General features: G+C 33.7%; 20 protein-coding genes. 9 read left to right on the top strand and 11 right to left on the bottom strand.

Annotated features, from left to right (window positions below; genetic code table 11):
* The first annotated feature begins 212 nt into the window (after positions 1-212).
* From LY01_RS05950 to LY01_RS05925, 6 genes are all read left to right on the top strand, one after another.
* A complete protein-coding gene (locus tag LY01_RS05950; protein WP_104514913.1) occupies positions 213-1886 on the top strand; it encodes a hypothetical protein in 1674 nt (557 codons plus the stop codon).
* Positions 1887-1915: 29 nt separating this feature from the next.
* Positions 1916-2644, top strand: a complete 729-nt coding sequence (locus LY01_RS05945) for an SdiA-regulated domain-containing protein (protein WP_104514912.1) — start codon at positions 1916-1918, stop codon at positions 2642-2644.
* 2 nt (positions 2645-2646) lie between these two features.
* Positions 2647-3819, top strand: a complete 1173-nt coding sequence (locus LY01_RS05940; RefSeq protein ID WP_104514911.1) for a porin — start codon at positions 2647-2649, stop codon at positions 3817-3819.
* A gap of 197 nt (positions 3820-4016) precedes the next feature.
* Positions 4017-5327: a UDP-N-acetylglucosamine 1-carboxyvinyltransferase gene (murA, locus tag LY01_RS05935; RefSeq protein WP_104514910.1), complete on the top strand. Its 1311-nt coding sequence runs from the start codon at positions 4017-4019 to the stop codon at positions 5325-5327.
* Between the two features lie 184 nt (positions 5328-5511).
* On the top strand, positions 5512-6123 hold the full coding sequence (locus LY01_RS05930; RefSeq protein ID WP_104514909.1) for a hypothetical protein: 612 nt from the start codon (positions 5512-5514) through the stop codon (positions 6121-6123).
* Complete coding sequence (locus LY01_RS05925) at positions 6116-6922, top strand: hypothetical protein (RefSeq protein ID WP_104514908.1); 807 nt, start codon at positions 6116-6118, stop codon at positions 6920-6922. The genes LY01_RS05930 and LY01_RS05925 overlap by 8 nt, the downstream gene beginning before the upstream one ends.
* On the opposite strand, the gene LY01_RS05920 is transcribed toward LY01_RS05925, so the two are convergent.
* On the bottom strand, positions 6906-7481 hold the full coding sequence (locus LY01_RS05920; protein ID WP_104514907.1) for a pseudouridine synthase: 576 nt from the start codon (positions 7479-7481) through the stop codon (positions 6906-6908). The two genes, LY01_RS05925 and LY01_RS05920, sit on opposite strands and share 17 nt — an antisense overlap.
* A 95-nt stretch (positions 7482-7576) precedes the next feature.
* Here LY01_RS05920 and LY01_RS05915 point away from each other — a divergent pair, with 95 nt between their 5' ends.
* The gene (locus LY01_RS05915; protein ID WP_104514906.1) at positions 7577-8815 is read left to right on the top strand and encodes a TlpA disulfide reductase family protein; all 1239 of its coding nucleotides are present in this window, start codon (positions 7577-7579) and stop codon (positions 8813-8815) included.
* Here the strand turns inward: LY01_RS05915 and LY01_RS05910 are convergent.
* On the bottom strand, positions 8807-9160 hold the full coding sequence (locus LY01_RS05910) for a hypothetical protein (RefSeq protein ID WP_104514905.1): 354 nt from the start codon (positions 9158-9160) through the stop codon (positions 8807-8809). The two genes, LY01_RS05915 and LY01_RS05910, sit on opposite strands and share 9 nt — an antisense overlap.
* Positions 9161-9175: 15 nt before the next feature.
* Positions 9176-9775, bottom strand: a complete 600-nt coding sequence (locus tag LY01_RS05905) for a CDP-alcohol phosphatidyltransferase family protein (protein ID WP_104514904.1) — start codon at positions 9773-9775, stop codon at positions 9176-9178.
* A 101-nt stretch (positions 9776-9876) separates the two neighbouring features.
* Here LY01_RS05905 and LY01_RS05900 point away from each other — a divergent pair, with 101 nt between their 5' ends.
* Positions 9877-10839, top strand: a complete 963-nt coding sequence (locus LY01_RS05900; protein WP_104514903.1) for a hypothetical protein — start codon at positions 9877-9879, stop codon at positions 10837-10839.
* A gap of 6 nt (positions 10840-10845) precedes the next feature.
* Here LY01_RS05900 and LY01_RS05895 read toward each other — a convergent pair whose 3' ends face one another.
* The 6 genes from LY01_RS05895 to LY01_RS05870 form a co-directional block, all read right to left on the bottom strand.
* Complete coding sequence (locus LY01_RS05895) at positions 10846-11679, bottom strand: alpha/beta fold hydrolase (protein ID WP_104514902.1); 834 nt, start codon at positions 11677-11679, stop codon at positions 10846-10848.
* Between the two features lie 588 nt (positions 11680-12267).
* Positions 12268-12885: an L-threonylcarbamoyladenylate synthase gene (locus LY01_RS05890; protein WP_104514901.1), complete on the bottom strand. Its 618-nt coding sequence runs from the start codon at positions 12883-12885 to the stop codon at positions 12268-12270.
* 3 nt (positions 12886-12888) lie between these two features.
* The gene (locus LY01_RS05885; protein ID WP_104514900.1) at positions 12889-13197 is read right to left on the bottom strand and encodes a hypothetical protein; all 309 of its coding nucleotides are present in this window, start codon (positions 13195-13197) and stop codon (positions 12889-12891) included.
* A 41-nt stretch (positions 13198-13238) separates the two neighbouring features.
* Entirely contained in the window at positions 13239-13451 is a 213-nt protein-coding gene (locus LY01_RS05880) for a hypervirulence associated TUDOR domain-containing protein (RefSeq protein WP_104514899.1), read from the bottom strand.
* Positions 13452-13553: 102 nt separating this feature from the next.
* Positions 13554-14927: an aldehyde dehydrogenase gene (locus LY01_RS05875; RefSeq protein ID WP_104514898.1), complete on the bottom strand. Its 1374-nt coding sequence runs from the start codon at positions 14925-14927 to the stop codon at positions 13554-13556.
* 72 nt (positions 14928-14999) lie between these two features.
* Positions 15000-15686, bottom strand: a complete 687-nt coding sequence (locus LY01_RS05870) for an RluA family pseudouridine synthase (RefSeq protein WP_104514897.1) — start codon at positions 15684-15686, stop codon at positions 15000-15002.
* Positions 15687-16008: 322 nt separating this feature from the next.
* On the opposite strand from LY01_RS05870, the gene LY01_RS05865 reads away from it, so the two are divergent.
* Complete coding sequence (locus LY01_RS05865) at positions 16009-17151, top strand: fibrinogen-like YCDxxxxGGGW domain-containing protein (protein WP_104514896.1); 1143 nt, start codon at positions 16009-16011, stop codon at positions 17149-17151.
* Positions 17152-17241: 90 nt separating this feature from the next.
* On the opposite strand, the gene LY01_RS05860 is transcribed toward LY01_RS05865, so the two are convergent.
* Both LY01_RS05860 and LY01_RS05855 read right to left on the bottom strand, forming a co-directional pair.
* Positions 17242-18084 (bottom strand): hypothetical protein, encoded by an 843-nt coding sequence (locus LY01_RS05860; RefSeq protein ID WP_104514895.1) that lies wholly within the window; start codon positions 18082-18084, stop codon positions 17242-17244.
* 261 nt (positions 18085-18345) lie between these two features.
* Complete coding sequence (locus LY01_RS05855) at positions 18346-19068, bottom strand: tRNA-uridine aminocarboxypropyltransferase (protein ID WP_104514894.1); 723 nt, start codon at positions 19066-19068, stop codon at positions 18346-18348.
* Between the last annotated feature and the right edge of the window lie 88 nt (positions 19069-19156).

Genomic DNA, 19156 nt, shown 5'->3' with positions numbered 1-19156 from the left:
CAATTACCATCTTTAAAAAGACTATTTTTTACAGCACTATTTTAGATAATTGATTGAATGAAAATATAAATTAGGATAGATAATACTATTCCTCTTTCGCGAAAGCGAACTTTTTATCATATTTATAAATCATTTACAAGTTAACCATAAGTTAATGTAGAGATAACATTAGGTCATCAATACCAGAGTAGTTTTGCGCAAAATTTATTATAATGAATAAATACCTTGCTCTAATTGCTTTTGTTTCAATTCTGTTTGCATGCACGACAGATAGGGATTTTGAAATTGATAGTATAACAGCTCCTGAAGATCCTACTTTTGAGTTGGTTCATTATTGGAATTTTAATGATATATCAAGTCTTGAGACATTGATTGCACCTACTCAAACTACAGGAGGAGCGTTAATGACTTATGAAGGAGATCGATTTGATGACGTAGATGATTCTATTTTACTGAACGCAAGGAATAATGATATTGAAGGAGATGCTTTGAGGTTAAGAAACCCTTCTGGCAACTTTACAGTAGATCTTCCTACGAACGGTTATGAAGATGCAATAGTTACTTATGCTGCAAAACGTTCTGGTAGTGGTGCTCAACAACAAACGTTTTTTTATACTACGGACGGTACAACTTTTACTCAGGCTGGATTAGAAAACACCAGCTATGGGGTTACGGAGACTTATGTTTTACGCCAGTTTGATTTTACAAACATTCCAGAGGCTGATAATAATCCTAATTTTAAAATAAGAATTGAATTTAACATCAATGCAGATGGATCTACCGGTAATTCTCGCTTTGATAATTTTACTCTAGATGCTGTTCCTACAGTTGACGCTGCTGGACAAAGTGAATTGTTTCACTATTGGGATTTTAATGATGATACGGATTTAATTACACTTATAACGCCTAATGTGGGCGATGGAAGTTTATCTTATTTTGGTGCTACTTTTGATGATGTAAACGGTAGCGATTTAAACGCGAGAAATCTGGCTGATGCAGGAAAAGGATTGAGATTGCGTAATCCGTCTGCTGATTTTATAATGAATATACCTACTACAGGTCGTAAAAATATTGAAGTTAAATTTGCTATAACGCGTTCTGGTAGTGGCTCACAAGATTTTAATATTTCTTACACTACAGATGGTACAACATATACAGATGCTGGTCTTTCTCTTTCTAATTTTCTTATTATAGAATCTTATGAATTAAGAGAATTTGACTTTACTGGTATCGCTGGAGTTGATAATAATCCTAATTTTAAGGTAAAACTTACTTTTGATCAAACTAGTAGTACTGCAACTAGCGGTAATAGCCGTTTTGATAATTTAAGTGTAGAAGGAGAAGTGGATAACAGTACGCCACAGGCATCTAATTCACAATTTGAGTTGTTTCAATATTGGAATTTTAATGATGATACTGACTTAGTGACATTAATCACACCTAATGTAGGTAATGGAGTGTTAGAATACAATGGCGCTTCTTTTGATGACGTAGGTGGTAGCGATATCAACGCAAGAAATATGGATGCTGATGGTAGAGCATTGCGATTAAGAAATCCATCAGGTGATTTTATCATGAATCTTCCATCTACAGGATATAAAAATCTCTCTCTCAAATTTGCAGTGACACGTTCTGGAAGTGGTTCTCAGACCTTTGATATAGCTTACACTGTAGATGGAACCAATTATATAGATACTGGTATTAGTCCTACTACGTACACAGTTATAGAAGATTATGAACTGCGTGAATTTGATTTAAGTTCTATAACTGATGTGAATAACAATGCAAATTTTAAGGTACGAATAACCTTTGATGCAATTAGTGCAGCGGCAACTAGCGGAAATAGTCGTTTTGACAATTTAAGCCTAGAAGGAGACAGCTTATAGATTTTATTAGACTACCCAATTATAAACTTATGAAAAAAACAATAATTGCCATCTTAGGAATAGGATTGTGTTTCTCTAGCGTTCATGCTCAAGAGATCATAAAATTAAAGCCTACTCAGAAAAAATGCATTCAGGTTCCTGAACCATCAGACATAGCCTTTAGTGTAGATGGTAAAAGCCTCTTTATGGTAAGTGATAATGGTTATTTGTTTGAAACAGATCTAGAAGGAACCATTTTACGTAAGGCAGATTATAAAGGTCTTGATGATGAGGCTGTTTATGTAAATGAATCTCATGTTTATGTTGTTGAGGAATTCTCACGTAAAATAAAAATGTTCAGACTGCCAGATTTAGTATTGGAAAAAACAGTGAATGTGCCTTATAATGGTGCTAGAAACAAGGCTTATGAAGGGTTTACTTATAACAAAGCCAAAGGCGTTTTTACATTAGTAGTAGAAAAGGATCCGATTTATGTTTTTGAACTGAATGAGAAGTTGGAAAAAGTAAATGAAATTAATCTAGGCGACATCGCTAGAGATATTTCTTCAGCGACTTATTACGATAACCATTTGTGGTTATTGAGTGATGAGGACAGTACTGTTTTTAAACTAAATCCAAATGATTACAGTGTTATTTCTAAATGGAAAATTCCTGTTTTAAATGCAGAAGGTCTTGCCTTTGACGCAAAAGGAAATTTCATTGTAGCGTCTGACGCATTACAACGTTTATACTATTTCAGCAATCCAGAAAATAATTAGAGATGAAAAAAACAATTTACTTACTTTTCATTCTATTGATTGGAAGTCTTGGACAAGCACAAATATCAATTTCTAATGGTGAACATAACATAGAGATTTCTTCAAGAATATCTACTTATTACAACCAGCGTTTTTTAAAACCTGGTGAAGAAGAGCGCGATAAGAACAGGTTTAGATTAAGAGATGCACAACTTATTATTGAAGGTCGTATCAGAGACGATTGGGAATATGAAGTGCAAGTAGATTTTGCAGACATAGGTTCTAATAACACTGGTGAGATTGATGCTGAAAACCCAGGTCTGATGGATGCTTTTGTTACTTACAAAGGATTAGAAGCGTTCAATATTAAATTAGGTTACAGTAAATTACCTTATTCTAGAAGTTCTATAACTCCATTTCCTTATTCAACGTACTGGCAACGAGCACAGATTGTTCGTGGTGATTTCTTTAGTCGTAGAGATGTAGGAGTTACACTTTATAAAGATTTCTGGCAAAAACGTGTAAACGCTTTTGCTGGTGTTTATACAGGTCTAGGTGAATCTTCCCTTTCAGGTGATAATGATGCTAGTGGTAATCCAGAATTTGTAGCTAGGGTAGATGTATCTTATCCAGCACCTATGAAAAATCGTGAAATCGATTATGTACACTCATCGATACCGCTTTTTTCATTAGGTCTCAATGGACGTTATACTAATAAAAATTTACCAGATGGTGAGGCTTTTCCTGACGGCGCAGCTGGTGAATATGGATTAAAGATTGTGGATGGTAAAAAATATACTTATGGTATGGATTTTACTTTTCAATATAAAGGCTTTTCTGGGCAGTTTGAAATTCATCAAATTAATGCACAACCACAAAATGAGAACGATCCTTTATTTTTAGGACTTACTCCTGCACAAACAGAGGGTAGAGTCCTTGCAGGTGGATACTTCTCACAACTTAATTATTTTGTAAAGGATTATAATACCATTGTTTCTGTTCGTTATGAACAATTAGATCTTAATGATCTTAATGCCGGTGATTCAAAAAGAATGTCTGCTGCCATAGCATATCAAATCGATGGATTTGACGCGATGGTAAAATTGCAATACTTCAATAACCTAAACGATCAGGAGAGTTTAGATCCTTTGGACTGGAATCAACAGATAAGATTAGGGCTGCAATTTAATTTATAGTTAATAAAAACTACTTAGTTAGTAAGCTTCAAATAATTAGTAATAATTATTTGAAGCTTTTTTTGTTATTTGAACTTGATTTCTACTTCTATTAAGTACTTAAAAATCTTGTTCATTAATTATGAATTATAACCTTCATAATGTTTTAAAAACTTCGGCGAGTTCGTTATTTTTAAAAATTACAATTAAAGAAATACATGGGAACATTTATAATAGAAGGTGGACATCAATTAAAAGGTGATATACAACCACAAGGAGCTAAAAATGAAGCACTTCAAATACTTTGTGCCGTTTTACTAACAGACCAGCCAGTAGAGATTAATAATGTTCCGAACATTATCGACGTTAATAAACTGATTGCTTTATTGAATAACCTAGGTGTAAAAGTGACTAAAAATGGTCCGGAATCTTACACTTTTCAAGCAGATAATATAAATCTAGACTGGTTACAGTCTGAAGAGTATAAAATACAAGGTCGTGGACTACGTGGTTCTATCATGTTAGTAGGTCCATTATTAGCACGTTTTGGAAAAGGATATATTCCACGTCCAGGTGGTGATAAAATAGGACGTCGTCGTCTAGACACACACTTTGAAGGTTTCATTAAACTAGGAGCAAAATTCAGATACAACAAAGAAGAATATTTCTATGGTGTAGAGGCAGACGAGCTTCATGGAGCGTATATGCTACTAGATGAGGCATCAGTTACAGGTACAGCAAATATTGTTATGGCAGCAGTTCTTGCCAAAGGAAAAACAACTATTTACAACGCTGCATGTGAGCCTTATTTACAGCAACTATGTAACATGCTAGTGCGCATGGGTGCAAATATCTCTGGTATAGGTTCTAATATGCTGATTATAGAAGGAGTGGAAAAATTAGGTGGTACAACACACCGCATTCTACCTGATATGATTGAAATAGGTAGCTGGATAGGTCTTGCTGCGATGACTAAGTCAGAGGTTACCATTAAAAATGTAGCTTATGACGAGTTGGGTATCATTCCAGCAACTTTCAGAAAACTAGGGATTACTATAGAACGTCGTGGAGATGATATTTTTATTCCTGCACACAATGATGGTTATGAAATCCAGAATTACATCGATGGTTCTATTCTTACCATTTCTGACGCTCCATGGCCAGGTTTTACTCCAGATTTATTGAGTATCGTTCTAGTTGTAGCAACACAGGCTAGAGGTAGTGTATTAATACACCAGAAAATGTTTGAAAGCCGTTTATTCTTTGTGGATAAGCTTATCGATATGGGAGCAAAAATTATTCTTTGCGATCCACATAGAGCAAGTGTAATAGGTTATGATTTTGAATCTCAATTAAAGGCTACCACTATGACTAGCCCAGATATTAGAGCTGGTATTTCTTTACTTATCGCCGCTTTAAGTGCAAAAGGGACAAGTACCATCCACAACATTGAACAAATCGATCGTGGTTATCAAAACATAGATAGCAGACTGCGTGCAATAGGTGCCAAAATCAAGCGATTAGATTAAAATTTAAAAGCTATAATTTTTCTGTTTTAGGTTACGCTTTCGCGAAAGCGTAACCAGAATAGATAATTAATAATAAATTTCATTTGTTTAAATCTTGCTTAAAAACAACGAGTTATCACGACATTTTAACTTAAAATAACTTCTCTGTGATCATTTTAGGCAGGGAATTTGATAACTTGCAGGTATGAGAAAGGTTATTGCATTCATATTTATTTTATCTACAGGGTATTCTTTTGCACAAGAGATTCCTAACACAGCTCCACGTACTATAGAACCAGTTCCACAAACTACTACAGGTGGATCTATGTTGTTTCCAGAAAAGAAGGAGACTAAAACATATACCAGACCCAAAGAAAATAACGAGATCAAAATGCGTCAAGAGACCGATCTTGTAGATCCAGGTATTAAGTATCAAAAGCAAAAATTTAAAAAAGATGCTCCGGTAGGTGCAGGTTTTAGAAGTGATACTTTTCTAGGCGAAATAAGAACCGGTGAGAAATTACTTAGGCTTGTTTGTAGAGATCACCAATTTGAAGATGGAGATCTAGTGCGTATATGGCAAGATGATAAGATTCTTGTGGAAAAAATATACCTAAGAAATGTCTATCAAGGAGTTAGTATACCTCTTAAAGATGGATTCAATAAAATAGAAATTGAAGCCTTAAACCAAGGGTCTTCTGGTCCCAACACAGCAGAGTTTAAAGTGATGGATACTAAAGGTAAAGTAGTACAACAAAACATATGGAACCTTGCGTCTGGTGTAAAAGCTACTTTGATTATTTTGAAGAATGAGTAAGGCTTTAGTAGTAATTTTATTTTTTATTCCATTTTTATCTTTAGGAATGGAGTGCGGAATAAGTACTACGCAGTTATTTCCTGAAAATCATAATATTGATGTAGATCAACTATTTATGCTACAAAATGGAATGGAAACTGAGAAGAGCCTATTTTCTATTAATAATTTTGATTACTCCTTAAGATCTGAACAAGGTGAAATAATCGACCTACTTATTTTTGATTCTACAAGAATAAATTTACATGCTCAAATACTATTAAAGCCTGACTGTCCATTAAAAATGGGAACTAAGTATTTTTTTTATTCTCAGTTTAAATATAATGATGAAAAATTTGCTGACTTACCTGATGAATGGTTTGAAAAAAAAAGATGGAAAGGTAAATTTTTTATTGTAGACTCTGTAAAGGATTATAGTGTACACAAAGATTTACACTTAGATTACAAAGAGATAGTAGGTGCAAAGGAATTAAAGCAATCATCTTCAGTAGGTTTTACACTTTTGGTGGGCTTCGAGCCTAATTATTTTCTCTTGAGTTATAAGGTCTGGTATGAGGTTACTATAAGAAATTCAAAAGGAGAAATGTTTAGGACTTATTTGAAGCCCTATCAAGGCAATTTTGAAATAGGTTATTGGGAATGTGGTGGTAATATGCGATTTGATCCCAATTTGAGTTATGAAATAAAATCCACTGCAATGGCTATGAATGGATTAAAAAACACTGCTTCTGAATGGAGATCAATTACAAATCCATGGAAAGAAGTAGATCCTCTCGTTAGGAAAACTATAATAGGTCGGTAATTTCCACAACAGTTTTTTTATTAAGATTTTCTAAGGTAAATGCTCCTATGCGTACACGAGCAAGTCGCAATACAGGAAATCCTACTGCAGCGCACATCTTACGTACCTGTCTAAATTTTCCTTCTTTTAAAGTCACAGAAACCCAAGAAGTAGGACCGTGGCGATCGTCTCGTACACGTTGTAACGTTGCTGGTAAATCAGGGGTTTGTTCTACTATTTTTGCCTGACATTCTTTGGTTAAGTAAATAGAGCCATTTATACTTATCTCTAGTCCAGAGGTTATTTTTTCAATTGCCTCTTTTGTAATCACTCCATCTACTTGTGCATAGTATTCTTTCTCTACCTTACCGTGTTTATTAATATGACTGCTTAATTTGCCGTCTGTAGTAATCATTAATAGGCCTTCACTAGTTTCATCTAGTCTGCCTACAGCCATGCTATCTGTCGGGAAATCAAATAGCTCTCCTAAAAACTTCTTGTTTTTTTGATGCCTGTCGTTAGTCATGAACTGACTAAGCATTTTATAAGGTTTGTAGATTAAAAAGTGTCGATGCTCCATGTGGCGAAGTTCTTAAAATATAGCCGATTTACTAAATAAATATTAATAAATTGAATCGTAATAATTACGTGATAATTATGCAATAAACTTGCAGTATGAAAAAATTACTATTTCTTTCGCTCGTTATACTACTTTCCTCTTGTAAAGAAGAGTCTACCCAAGCCGTAGCTTTATCATTATCTCCTGGCAACTGGAGACTAACCTTTGATTTAGGTAATGACAAAGAATTACCGGTACAATTAAAGGTAAATGAAGACCATACCTTAACGATGTTTAATGCAAATGAAGAAATTATCGTTACAGAGATCACCATAGAAGGAGACTCTATTTTTATAAAACCTCCAGTTTTTGAAGGATACTTTAAAGGTGAATTTCAATCTAATGAGTTAATAACAGGAGAACACGTTAAACCTAGTCTAGATAGAGTAGTACCATTTACAATGACTGCAGGAAAAGATTATCGTTTTGCGTCGATTGAAGATGCTACAACATCTTCCTTTTTATCTGGTAGCTATGAAACTGTTTTCAGTCCAGACAGTGAATCAGATCGTTACATTGCAAAAGGTGTTTTTACTCAAGAAGGAAATAAAGTTACAGGTACTTTTGAAACTACAACCGGAGATTATAGATTTCTTGAAGGTGCTGTGGTAAATGATACTTTAAAGTTATCCACCTTTGACGGTGCTCATGCTTTTCTATTTGAAGCAGCTGTAAAAGACAGTGTTCTAGAAGGATATTTTTATAGTGGTAATCACTGGAAAGAACCATTTACTGCAATTCTTAATAACGATTATAATCTACCAGATGCTACAACGCTTACTTATTTAAAAGAAGGGTATGATTCTGTAGATTTTAGTTTTAAAGATGTAAATGGAAAGCAAGTTAGCTTACAAGATGCAGAATTTAAAGATCAGGTTGTTGTAGTGCAGTTATTAGGTAGCTGGTGTCCTAACTGTCTAGAAGAGACTAGATTTTTTCAAGAATATATCAACTCTCAAAACCCTAATGTAAAATTTATAGGTCTAGCATTTGAATATGCACCTACCGAAAAAGCTGCTTTGCAATCTATAAAAAGACTTATTGATGCAGAGAATGTTACGTATCCTATTTTATTAGCTCAATATGGTTCTACAGATAAGAAAACAGCAAATGAAAAGTTGCCAATGCTTAACCATGTATTATCATACCCTACCAGTATTTATATAGATAAATTTGGTAAAGTGAGACGTATACACACCGGTTATAATGGACTGGCAACTGGTCAGAAGCATGAACGATTTAAAGAAGAATTCTACGAGTTCTTAGGAGAACTGCAAGCAGAAACTCTAGAATAGATCTCTCATTATTTGTGGTGGTATAGCGAGTTCTTGCTCTTTCATAGTAACAGGTATTCTAATTAATTTAAGTAAAGAAAGTCCAGAGGTTAATAAAACCATTCTCAATTCTTCAATTTTAGAATTGGTTAATTGAATACTCAATACCGACTCTTTTCCTACCTTTATGTGGCTAGGCATTAAAGAGAGTAATTGTTTTCTCTTTGTGTTGCACAATTCGTCTAGCTTTAAGTCTAAGTAACTTGTGCCTAGATTTTTTTGTAGCATAATCCACAGTTGTGTAAATGTAGTAGTAGATACCTTTTCTTCAAATATGGCATAATATTGTTGTACTAGGTTTTTCATAATTATTGTCTTTAGTTAGCCGTTTAATAAATCATTTCTTTTAAAATCGATACCCTTTCTTATCAAATAAGCATGGTATGCACTCGGTATATCATGCGTCCATTTAGGAAGTATGATAGTGATAAGTATTCTATCTATATGTGATATAATTCCCATGACTATCGCTAGTGCAAAGGGAATTCCTGAATGATTAAAACCTATCAACGATGTAAAAGCAACGAGTAAAGTAATACCCCACAATTTTGATAGAAATGCATGCGTACAAGTCTCCTTTTTAAACTTAACCAGACTTATCACATAACATGCTACCTCCATGACAAGAATTACATATATAGAAACGTAATTATTTGCAATAAGTTGTGGATAGAGTATCCACGTGGCAAATCCTATAGAAAGCCAAAACACCATATCTGTCTGACTATCCATTCTTCTTAAACTAGTACTGGAGACACCTTGTTTTCTAGCTACTATACCATCTAGAATGTCAGAGATCAACCCTAGATACATGAGCACTATTATGGTTGTTTTAGAATCGTCACCTATAAAATAGGCAAGTCCTAAAATAATGGGAGCAAGTAATAAACGGAATAGAATGAGCACTTTAGGAATATTCATAATAGGTAGTTTTTTTATTATATTCCAAATCTATTGTGTTTTTTAAAACAAGATTTGCGTTAAATAAGTATTTCGTACTTTTAATTTGTGAATAACGCAAAATGAAAAAACAAGACTTAATTATTAATCGCTTTCGCGAAAGCGTAACCGATCAAACATCTTTTATACAACAAGTAGCAAATGTCTTAGATATAAGTTATGATGCTGCCTATAGACGTATTCAAGGCAAGGCAAAATTAACAGCAGATGAAGCTATGGAACTGGCAAAAACAGGGCAGTTCTCACTGGATAATATTATGGTGCAAGATGTAAAATTAAGTGCACTAGGCGAGGCTACTACTCATGTAAATTCTATTAAGAGTATGGAAGAATATCTAGTAGAAACAGTAAGAAACCTAAGACAACTAGGAAAAGATGGAGTGCGTTTTGAGTACAGTGCAAAGGATATTCCTGTGTACCATCATTTTGATAATAGTGAACTGGCTAGGTTTAAAATTTATGTGTGGTTGCAACTTATGGATCCTACATTTATGGATACTAAATATGAGAACTTTCACCTGACTATGGAAATGAAGTCGGCGATGAAGGAAATAGCACAACTCATTGAACGATTTGAGGTGTGTGAAATATGGAATGATACTACAGTAACTAGCAGTCTCAAGCAGATTGATTATTTTCTTACCGCAGGAATGTTACGACTAGAAGACGCTAGAATATTGTGTAAAGACATTAAAAACCTAATTGCTTTAAAGCAAAAAGAACTGCTTACAGATCGTTATGACATACACTATCATGAATTATTAATAATGACCAATAATTCTATTGCTTATAAGCATGGCAAGCCTGTGGCTGGCTTTGTCACTATGACCATGTTGGGTTACATAAGATTTACGGCTAGTAATATGTTGCACCGCATTGAAGGATATTTTAAACACCAGTTGAAACAGGCTACTTCCTTATCACATTCTAATTCTAAAGAGCGTGCACGTTTTTTCAATAAAATAGAGCAAAAAATAAACGCTCTAGAAAAATCTCTAGAGCGCTATGAAGTTTTAGATTTTTAAAAAATGTTATTTGATAAAATCTAATAGCAGTTGATTAAGTTCTTCTTTATGAGTAACATAAAGTCCATGTGGAGCACCTTTGATAATTTCTAATTTTGAGTCTTTTACTATCTCGTGTCCTTGTTTAGAACTAGGTTCTATAGGTACAATATTATCGGCATCACCATGTATAAATAGGGTAGGGACATCTATTTTTTCTAGTGCCTGACGAAGATCTGTTCTACCGAATGCGTTGATGCAATCCAGCGAGCCTTTAGGACTTGCACTAGCTGCTATCTGAAAATTATAGTCCAGCTGACCTTGAGAAATGCGATCTTTATTATCGTCATAGTTCACAAACCCATTACCAAAACCTTTTAAGAATCCTGTGCGATCCTTTCTCACGTTATCTTCCATTCCTTTAAATACTTCGTCAGGAGCACCGTTTGGGTTGTCATCTGTTTTGAGTAGGTAAGGAGCGATGGAGCTTATAAAAATTAACTTGTCTATTTTACTAGTTCCATAAGTATCTACATATTGAGCCAGCTCACCACCTGCCATAGAAAAACCAGCAAGAATAACGTTATCTAGATCTAATTGTTCAATTAAGTCATGTAGGTCGCTAGCCATAGTGTTATAATCATAACCATTATATGGTCTAGAAGAACGACCAAAACCTCTACGGTCATAAGTAATTACACGATAACCAGCATCTACTAGTACAGGTACTTGATATTCCCATTGTGCGCCACTTAATGGCCATCCATGTATTAAAATTATAGGTTGTCCGCTACCGTGATCTTCAAAATAGATACTTACGTTAGCATCTTGTTGTGCAGTTTCTTTTTCTAAATAAGACATTATTATAGTGTTTTTATTTCTTCTAAAATTAGAGATTAAATAGATACCATTCTAATAAGAAAGTGTGAAATAAGAAAGCTTTGTGAGTAAAGTAAACAGGAGTTAATTAACCTTCTTTTTAACTCTCAGGAGTTTACAAACTATTAAAATCAATAAAGAAAGAAAAGAGATAAGTAAAGAGATGATAATAAGTAACCTAAAGTTATTTTCTTCTGGAAAAACTGTATTTATGTAATACCGTTTTGGAAGATCAGGCAAATAAATTGTTGAGTATACAAAATTTGATAAACTAGAATAGACAAATAAAGAAAAACTAACTGTAAATATTAATAATAGTAATGAAAAAGCTTTAAATTTTTTCAAGCTTAAAATAAAAATTATCAAACTTGAAATAATTCCGAAAATAAGAATAAGAGTAAAGAAATCAATAGAAGAAAAAAGGTAATAGGTGTCATGAATATTGATATCCATTGTAGACTCTCTTAAATGTATAGTTTCTGATAAAACATACATATAAGTAATAATGCTAATCGCAAAAATTAGAATACTAGTATAAAACTCTGTCTTATGAAATCTAGAAATAAAGGTTTATAAATCTATAGATCCTTTTCCTTCACGTATGATTATTGGCTCATCTTCAGTAAGATCTACTATAGTAGATCCTATATTACCACCATAACCACCATCTATAACATAGTCCACTAGGTTATCCCATTTCTCTGCAATAAGACTAGGGTCTGTAGTGTATTCTACCACTTCATCTTCATCTTTAATAGAAGTAGAGATAATAGGATTGCCTAATAGTTTTACTAATTCTATAGCAATATTATTATCCGGCACACGTATTCCTACCGTTTTCTTTTTCTTAAAAACAGTCGGTAAATTGTTATTACCTGGTAAAATAAAGGTATAAGGACCTGGCAGGTTGCGCTTTAATATTTTAAAAGTATGAGAGTCTATCTGGCTTACATAATCACTTAGATTACTTAAGTCTTCACAGATAAAAGAAAAGTTAGCCTTTTCTAGTTTCACACCTTTAATTCTAGCAATTTTTTCTAAGGCAGGTTTATTAGTAATATCACACCCTAGACCATAGACAGTATCTGTAGGATATATAACTAGAGCACCAGCGCGCATTGCTTTAACTATGCGTTCTAGTTCTTTTTGATTAGGATTATCCTCGTAAATTTTAATTAACTGTGCCATAATTTAATACTGCGGATTGATAAACGATTTTATAGGAATCCATAAAAAAGCAAGTGCCATAATTGCAATAATTATTTTAATCCAAAATTTAAGATTGCTATTACCAGAATTAGGTACTGCTTCGTATCTATATTTTCCGTTTCTATCTATTTTTATAGAAACAGAGCTCTTAGGAGCGTCGGTATTTGAGCGTTGACTTTTTAAAAACCACAACCAGGCGACCACAATAATACTCGCTATAAATAGCAAGCCCAAAAGGCTTTGTGCGCTAGACGCTAGCAATTGTTGTGATGTAATTAAAGATAGATCCAAAATGGGTATATTATATGGTTAAATTTAGTCATTTAAAATGATTAATAGGCACGTTCTACTTCACTTTCTAGTTTTAAAACACTATCACCATCTTCCTGTTTAATATAAAGTGCTTTGTTTCCTTCTTCACCATTTCTAGTGACTTCATTTCCATCGATCTTTCTCGTTACTTTCTTAGTAAACGTAGACTCTACTTTACCTGTTGCGGTACCGTTTCCCCATTTCCACTTTACCATAGACCCTTCCTTAATCATGTCTTTTTTCTTTAAAGATAGTTGTGGTTCCGCTTTCGCGAAAGCGTGCTAACAACATCTTAACGACACTTTATGACCATTTTGTGAATGCTGCGATTAAGATTATAACCACTGAAGTAATTTTTTTATAGTTTTCAATTTCCCTTGATATGGTGCATATTTTAAAGGTAAATCTATCCAGGTGCCACGATGTACAACACTCTTATAATGTGAAAAAGTTTCAAACGTTTTTTCTCCATGGTACGATCCCATACCACTGTTACCGACACCACCAAAGGGAAGGCGGTCATTTATAAACTGAACGATACTGTCGTTAATAACACCACCGCCAAAGGAAAATCTGTTCAAAAACCATTTCTCAAATTTAGAATTGCTGGTAAAACAATAAGCACCTAGAGGTTTTTCATAACTATCTATCCACTGTTCAAGGTCTTCTTTGTTTTCATAACTGATGACAGGTAAAATAGGACCAAAAATTTCTTGTTCCATCACCTTACTCTCACGACTAGGCTCATCTATCAAAGTAGGAGCGAGGTATAACGATGCCCTGTCATTATCACCACCTTGTAGAATAGTTTCATTTTCTAACATTTCCATGAGTCTATCAAACTGATCGTTTCTTATAACGCGAGGTAAGTCTGGAGAGTTTTTTACATCGGCTCCAAAGAATTCATGAATTTGATTCTTAATCTCATTAACTAGCTTATTCTTTACATCTTTGTGCACGAGTAAGTAATCTGGAGCAATGCAAGTCTGTCCTGCATTTAAGAATTTTGCCCAGACGATACGTTTTGCAGCAACTTTTATATGCGCAGTATTATCTACGACACATGGATTTTTACCACCTAATTCTAGAGTCACAGGAGTGAGGTGTTTTGCCGCGGCCTGATATATTTTTTTACCTACGGCCGGACTACCTGTAAAAAAGATGTAATTCCATGGCAAAGCAGTTAATTCTTGTGCCACGGTAGCATCACCTAGAGCAACACAAACATGCTCTTTTACAAAAGCTTCTTCTATAATATCACTTAATAATTGAGAGGTAGCAGTGGTGAATTCGCTCGGTTTTAACACCACTGTGTTACCAGCAGCTACCGCACCTATTAATGGGCCTAATGCGAGTTGAAATGGATAGTTCCACGGTGAGATAATTAATGTATTACCATAAGGTTCTGGATATCTTCTTGACCTAGATGGAAAGTTGAGTATAGAAGGTCTAACAATTTTAGGTTGAGATAGTTTACGAGTTTTCTTAATATAGCTTTTAAGTTCTCCTAAGATAACATTGTACTCGGTAAGAAAAGCTTCAAATTCACTCTTAGAAAGATCGGTAGCAAGTGCTTTATAGATCTCTTTTTCTCGACTTTCTATGGCAGTTTTAAGTCGTTGTAAACTCTTAATGCGATAAGATACATCTACCGTTTTACGAGTCTTAAAAAAGTCTAGTTGTGATTTATGGAGTTGCTTTGCATTCATATTTTGTGACTATGAAAAGTAAAGCTAAGAAATAATCAACGTTAAATGATGACCATTAAGAAAACATAAGAATTAAAGCTTTGAAACAGCTTTCCAGATAGGGTCTTTAACATTTACTGGTGCGGTAATTTTTACAGCTTCTTTTTTTACCGGATGGATAAATTCTAAAAACCTAGCATGTAGGTGTATACTGCCATCTTTGTTGCTGCGTTTTGCACCATATTTTAAATCGCCTTTGATAACACAACCTATCTTGCTTAATTGAGATCTTATTTGATGGTGTCTACCAGTTTCTAATTTAACTTCTAATAAGGTGTAACGATCTAATTCTTTAATTACAGTATAGGAAAGTGCAGCCTTTTTTGAATTAGGCACTTCGTGGTCGTGAGCATAACTTTTATTCTGTTTAGGATTGCGCACGAGGTAATGCTCTAGTCGAGCGGTTTTATTAGGAGCTTTACCTTCTATAATCGCCCAGTAAGTTTTTTCTGTTTTATGCTCAGAAAAAAGTTTATTCATTCTAGGCAATGCTTTTGAGGTACGAGCAAATATCACTACACCACTAGTAGGTCTATCTAGCCTATGTACAACGCCTAAAAATACAGCGCCTGGTTTATCATATTTCTTTGCGATATAGTCTTTAATTAAATCTGGCAGTATTTCATCTCCAGTTTTATCTCCTTGAACTAGATCACCAGATTGTTTATTAATCGCTATAAGATGATTGTCTTCAAAAAGAATGCGATGGGTAAGGGACATAAAATAAGTTCTTAATACAAAGGTAAAGCACTTGTAGCTTTCTGTAACATGTAAGAATGATTATAGTGTTTAATTAAAAATTAAATTTGGTACTATTTAATGAAACAAAAGTGCTTTAAATAAGTGCCTTTAGCTTTGTAAACACTTGTAAATACTACATTTATCGATTAAATACAGTATAATTTATACTATTTAAAACGGTTTATAATTGGTTACATGAAGGAATCTAATTATTATTAAAATTTCTTATTAATTATCTAAAGTTAAATGATTTAATGACTTATAATTGTAGGGTAATACTATTAATATTAAGTTAAATTCTATGCTCAAGTTTCATTGCGTATTAATAATTGTTCTGATTAGTTTTAATGTTGGTTTTTCACAAGTAGGTATAGGAACTGCGGCTCCAGATGCTTCTAGTGCATTACATATAGAATCTACAGATCAAGGTGTTTTATTACCTAGAATGACTGAAGTACAAAGGGATAATATTCTATCTCCTGCCGAAGGTCTTTTTATTTATAATCTAGACAGTAATTGTTTTCAATACTATAAAGGCTCTTCTTGGTCTGGATGTTTAGGAGAAATGCCTATTAACTCATTAGATTGTTCTTCTACTAGCATAAATGGAGGTTACCAAGCGGGAAGTCCTTTAAATCTTAGTAATACACTAACGGTAGACGTATTTGTTAATGTGATAGAACCTTATACCATTACTACCGGTACTGTGAATGGATATAGCTTTTCTGCATCTGGAGCATTTACTTCTATAGGTTTAAATACGATTACATTAAACGGTACTGGTACTCCTATAAATCAACAAACAGATAATTTTACAGTTACCTTAATGGGGCGTGGCGCTAGTTGTAGTGCAAGTACTACTGTGACTAATGTGTTTGAATCCTGTCTCGCTTATTATAATGCTGGCGCTAGAACTGACGGTGTTTATACGATAGATCCTGATGGTGCTGGTAGTAACCCATCTTATGATTGTTATTGTGATATGACTAACGATGGCGGTGGTTGGACTTTAGTATTTGCTCATAATACAGCTGGTGGTTATTTTTCAAACGATTCAGAAGCAAACGAATTTAATGTAGCCTCTCCAGGATTATCCACAAACAAATATTCTATTTTAAGCAAACTAGATGAAGTCAAATCTGCAGCAGGTTATGAATTTAGATTGCACTACCCAACCTTAAACTTAACAAATCACTGGAGCCAGACATTTGACCCTAGAAGTGGAGCATCTAGTACAAGTCCTGTAACTGGTTACACACCTATAAATATTTCTATGACTAACAATGGATGGGGTGGACTAGAATCTTCTGGTGGTAATACCTATCTAGATGGAACAGTTAACAGTGGTAACTGGTTTTATTCTATAGGTAGTGTTAACTCCTGGAATGGAGGTCTTCCTTCTAACTCTACACCAGTAGATAGAGTACAACTATTTGTAAGATAATTAGTTATAGATATCTCAGATTAAAAAATCTCCCAAAAACAACTCGTGGTTTTTGGGAGATTTTTTTAATTATATGAAGTTGTTTGAATCTTACTTCTTTTTTTTGTGATCCTTATCCTCATCTTGATTATGAGTTTTCAGCCATTCTTCGCCCTTTTTATCTTTAAAGAAGTCCATCCATACATAATATAAAACTTTATCTTCTTCTACAGTTACGGAGTGACTAGAGCCTAGAGGGATGTGTAAAACAGAGTATTCTGGAAAATCTACTTGAGCGTCGTCTGCATACACGGTACAATCATTATCAGTTAAACCTAAGAATAATTGTTCTAACATAGGGTGTTCATGAGCACCTACTTTATCAGGACCAGTAGTTTGCACGGTTCCCATAGCTATTCTAGGAATAATTTTATTAGGTAAAATAGTACGACTTACTGTATTAGGACTTTTAATTGGCTCTGTATAAGATTTACAATCGGTGAATTTTGCATAATATACATTTTCAGTATTCTCTTTAGGGAATTCTTTTAAGTCCATTATATCTTGATCCGTTAATTTACTGGTTATCTTTAAATAGTGCAACGTTTCACTAGGTGTCGTTTCTATTTTAATATGATCAATAGCATTAGGTAAAAATATAGTCTCAGGCACAATTTCATAGCTTTTATCTGCCGCAATGACTTTTCCTGATCCTTTCATGAATAAATAAATGGTTCTATAACCTTCTTGGTATGTATCTACTTGAGTTTTATCATCTCCTAAAGCGACGTGATCCACATGAATTCCTTCTATTTCATTTTCTAAAATAGACTTTGAATTCATCTTAGAATTACTAATCGATTGTGTTTCTAATTGTTCTAAGGGGATTTCTTGTGCTTGTATAACTGGAAAAATGGCAAAGAGAGTTAGTAACGATAAAATATTCTTTTTCATTTGTTAAGGTTTTAGATATTATAAGAAAATATACAACTTATTAAAATTCTTAAAGTACTACAATAGACAAGTATAATACAATTGCCTATTTGGTAATGTGTTATCGCTTTCGCGAAAGCGAATTAAACATCTATCTCTTATAGTGTTTTGTGTTACTCGATATTTGAGTTAGTACTATGTATTCTAAACGCAGTGTCCTAAATTGGTTTAGTTTTTAATGAGTAAAAAGAAGTATTTGTATTATAAATTTCTTGTTGAAAACTACGACTCTAGAATAGTACTTCTTTGCGTATTCTTTTTGTACTGATTTTTGGGAATGATCTCTTTGTTTGTTGTTGTAGAATAGTTCTTACTATTTGGATTAAGAAAATATTCCAGTTGATATTCAATCATTTTTTCAAACGGAACGAGAAATTTACTCGCATCACAATTTTCTAAATTGTTAGTTTTAAGCAAATTAATTACTGTGTAAACAGATTCAATCGTACTTAAGCATAGAGGTTCTGGTTGCTGCTTGATGATAAACTTTGATTTAATAGTATTGTCAAAGCTCACTCTTCTAAGCTGTTGTAAGTTCTTACTCAGTTTAAGCATTTTACGAGCACATGGCCAGGTACCATCTAGTATAAATAGATAGGGATGCTGTCCCATAAAATCATTCATTTCTGTACTATTACTGGTGGATAAGTTGAAACTTTCTTTACCAGGATAGAGTAGGAAGGAAGCGTTATTTTGATCTGAAAGAATTTCATTAACACGTTGATGCTTATTAAAATCAACACCTACTATAATTTCTGCATTTTCCAGCTGTAGGTGGGTCATGTGACCGGTACCGTTTTTCTGTTTCTTATACTCTTTAGGATGCATTAAGATAACAAAGCGAGTGTTAGTTGTCAACGGTTTAATAAGGTTACAAATGCAAGTGCTTACTGGCCTCATACAAGTATAACACTGGTTTCTATGCTGTTTTAATTCTTCTTGCAATGTAATTCTCTCATTTACTATCTGGCTGCAAATTTAAGAGTTTGAATCATGCCGTCTAGAATTATAGCAAGAATAAATGAAGCTAATG

Source organism: Nonlabens xylanidelens (genome assembly GCF_002934445.1).
GTDB lineage: Bacteria > Bacteroidota > Bacteroidia > Flavobacteriales > Flavobacteriaceae > Nonlabens > Nonlabens xylanidelens.
This window is presented reverse-complemented; position numbering and strand designations above follow the sequence as displayed.

Bases quoted from the DNA above. Each gene is read 5' to 3' on its own strand.
- LY01_RS05905 (WP_104514904.1), bottom strand. From the start codon at position 9,775: ATGAATATTCCTAAAGTGCTCATTCTATTCCGTTTATTACTTGCTCCC.
- LY01_RS05925 (WP_104514908.1), top strand. From the start codon at position 6,116: ATGAGTAAGGCTTTAGTAGTAATTTTATTTTTTATTCCATTTTTATCT.
- LY01_RS05895 (WP_104514902.1), bottom strand. From the start codon at position 11,679: ATGTCTTATTTAGAAAAAGAAACTGCACAACAAGATGCTAACGTAAGT.
- LY01_RS05900 (WP_104514903.1), top strand. From the start codon at position 9,877: ATGAAAAAACAAGACTTAATTATTAATCGCTTTCGCGAAAGCGTAACC.
- LY01_RS05910 (WP_104514905.1), bottom strand. From the start codon at position 9,160: ATGAAAAACCTAGTACAACAATATTATGCCATATTTGAAGAAAAGGTA.
- LY01_RS05950 (WP_104514913.1), top strand. From the start codon at position 213: ATGAATAAATACCTTGCTCTAATTGCTTTTGTTTCAATTCTGTTTGCA.
- murA (WP_104514910.1), top strand. From the start codon at position 4,017: ATGGGAACATTTATAATAGAAGGTGGACATCAATTAAAAGGTGATATA.
- LY01_RS05920 (WP_104514907.1), bottom strand. From the start codon at position 7,481: ATGGAGCATCGACACTTTTTAATCTACAAACCTTATAAAATGCTTAGT.
- LY01_RS05915 (WP_104514906.1), top strand. From the start codon at position 7,577: ATGAAAAAATTACTATTTCTTTCGCTCGTTATACTACTTTCCTCTTGT.
- LY01_RS05865 (WP_104514896.1), top strand. From the start codon at position 16,009: ATGCTCAAGTTTCATTGCGTATTAATAATTGTTCTGATTAGTTTTAAT.
- LY01_RS05890 (WP_104514901.1), bottom strand. From the start codon at position 12,885: ATGGCACAGTTAATTAAAATTTACGAGGATAATCCTAATCAAAAAGAA.
- LY01_RS05870 (WP_104514897.1), bottom strand. From the start codon at position 15,686: ATGTCCCTTACCCATCGCATTCTTTTTGAAGACAATCATCTTATAGCG.
- LY01_RS05880 (WP_104514899.1), bottom strand. From the start codon at position 13,451: ATGATTAAGGAAGGGTCTATGGTAAAGTGGAAATGGGGAAACGGTACC.
- LY01_RS05875 (WP_104514898.1), bottom strand. From the start codon at position 14,927: ATGAATGCAAAGCAACTCCATAAATCACAACTAGACTTTTTTAAGACT.
- LY01_RS05930 (WP_104514909.1), top strand. From the start codon at position 5,512: ATGAGAAAGGTTATTGCATTCATATTTATTTTATCTACAGGGTATTCT.
- LY01_RS05940 (WP_104514911.1), top strand. From the start codon at position 2,647: ATGAAAAAAACAATTTACTTACTTTTCATTCTATTGATTGGAAGTCTT.
- LY01_RS05860 (WP_104514895.1), bottom strand. From the start codon at position 18,084: ATGAAAAAGAATATTTTATCGTTACTAACTCTCTTTGCCATTTTTCCA.
- LY01_RS05945 (WP_104514912.1), top strand. From the start codon at position 1,916: ATGAAAAAAACAATAATTGCCATCTTAGGAATAGGATTGTGTTTCTCT.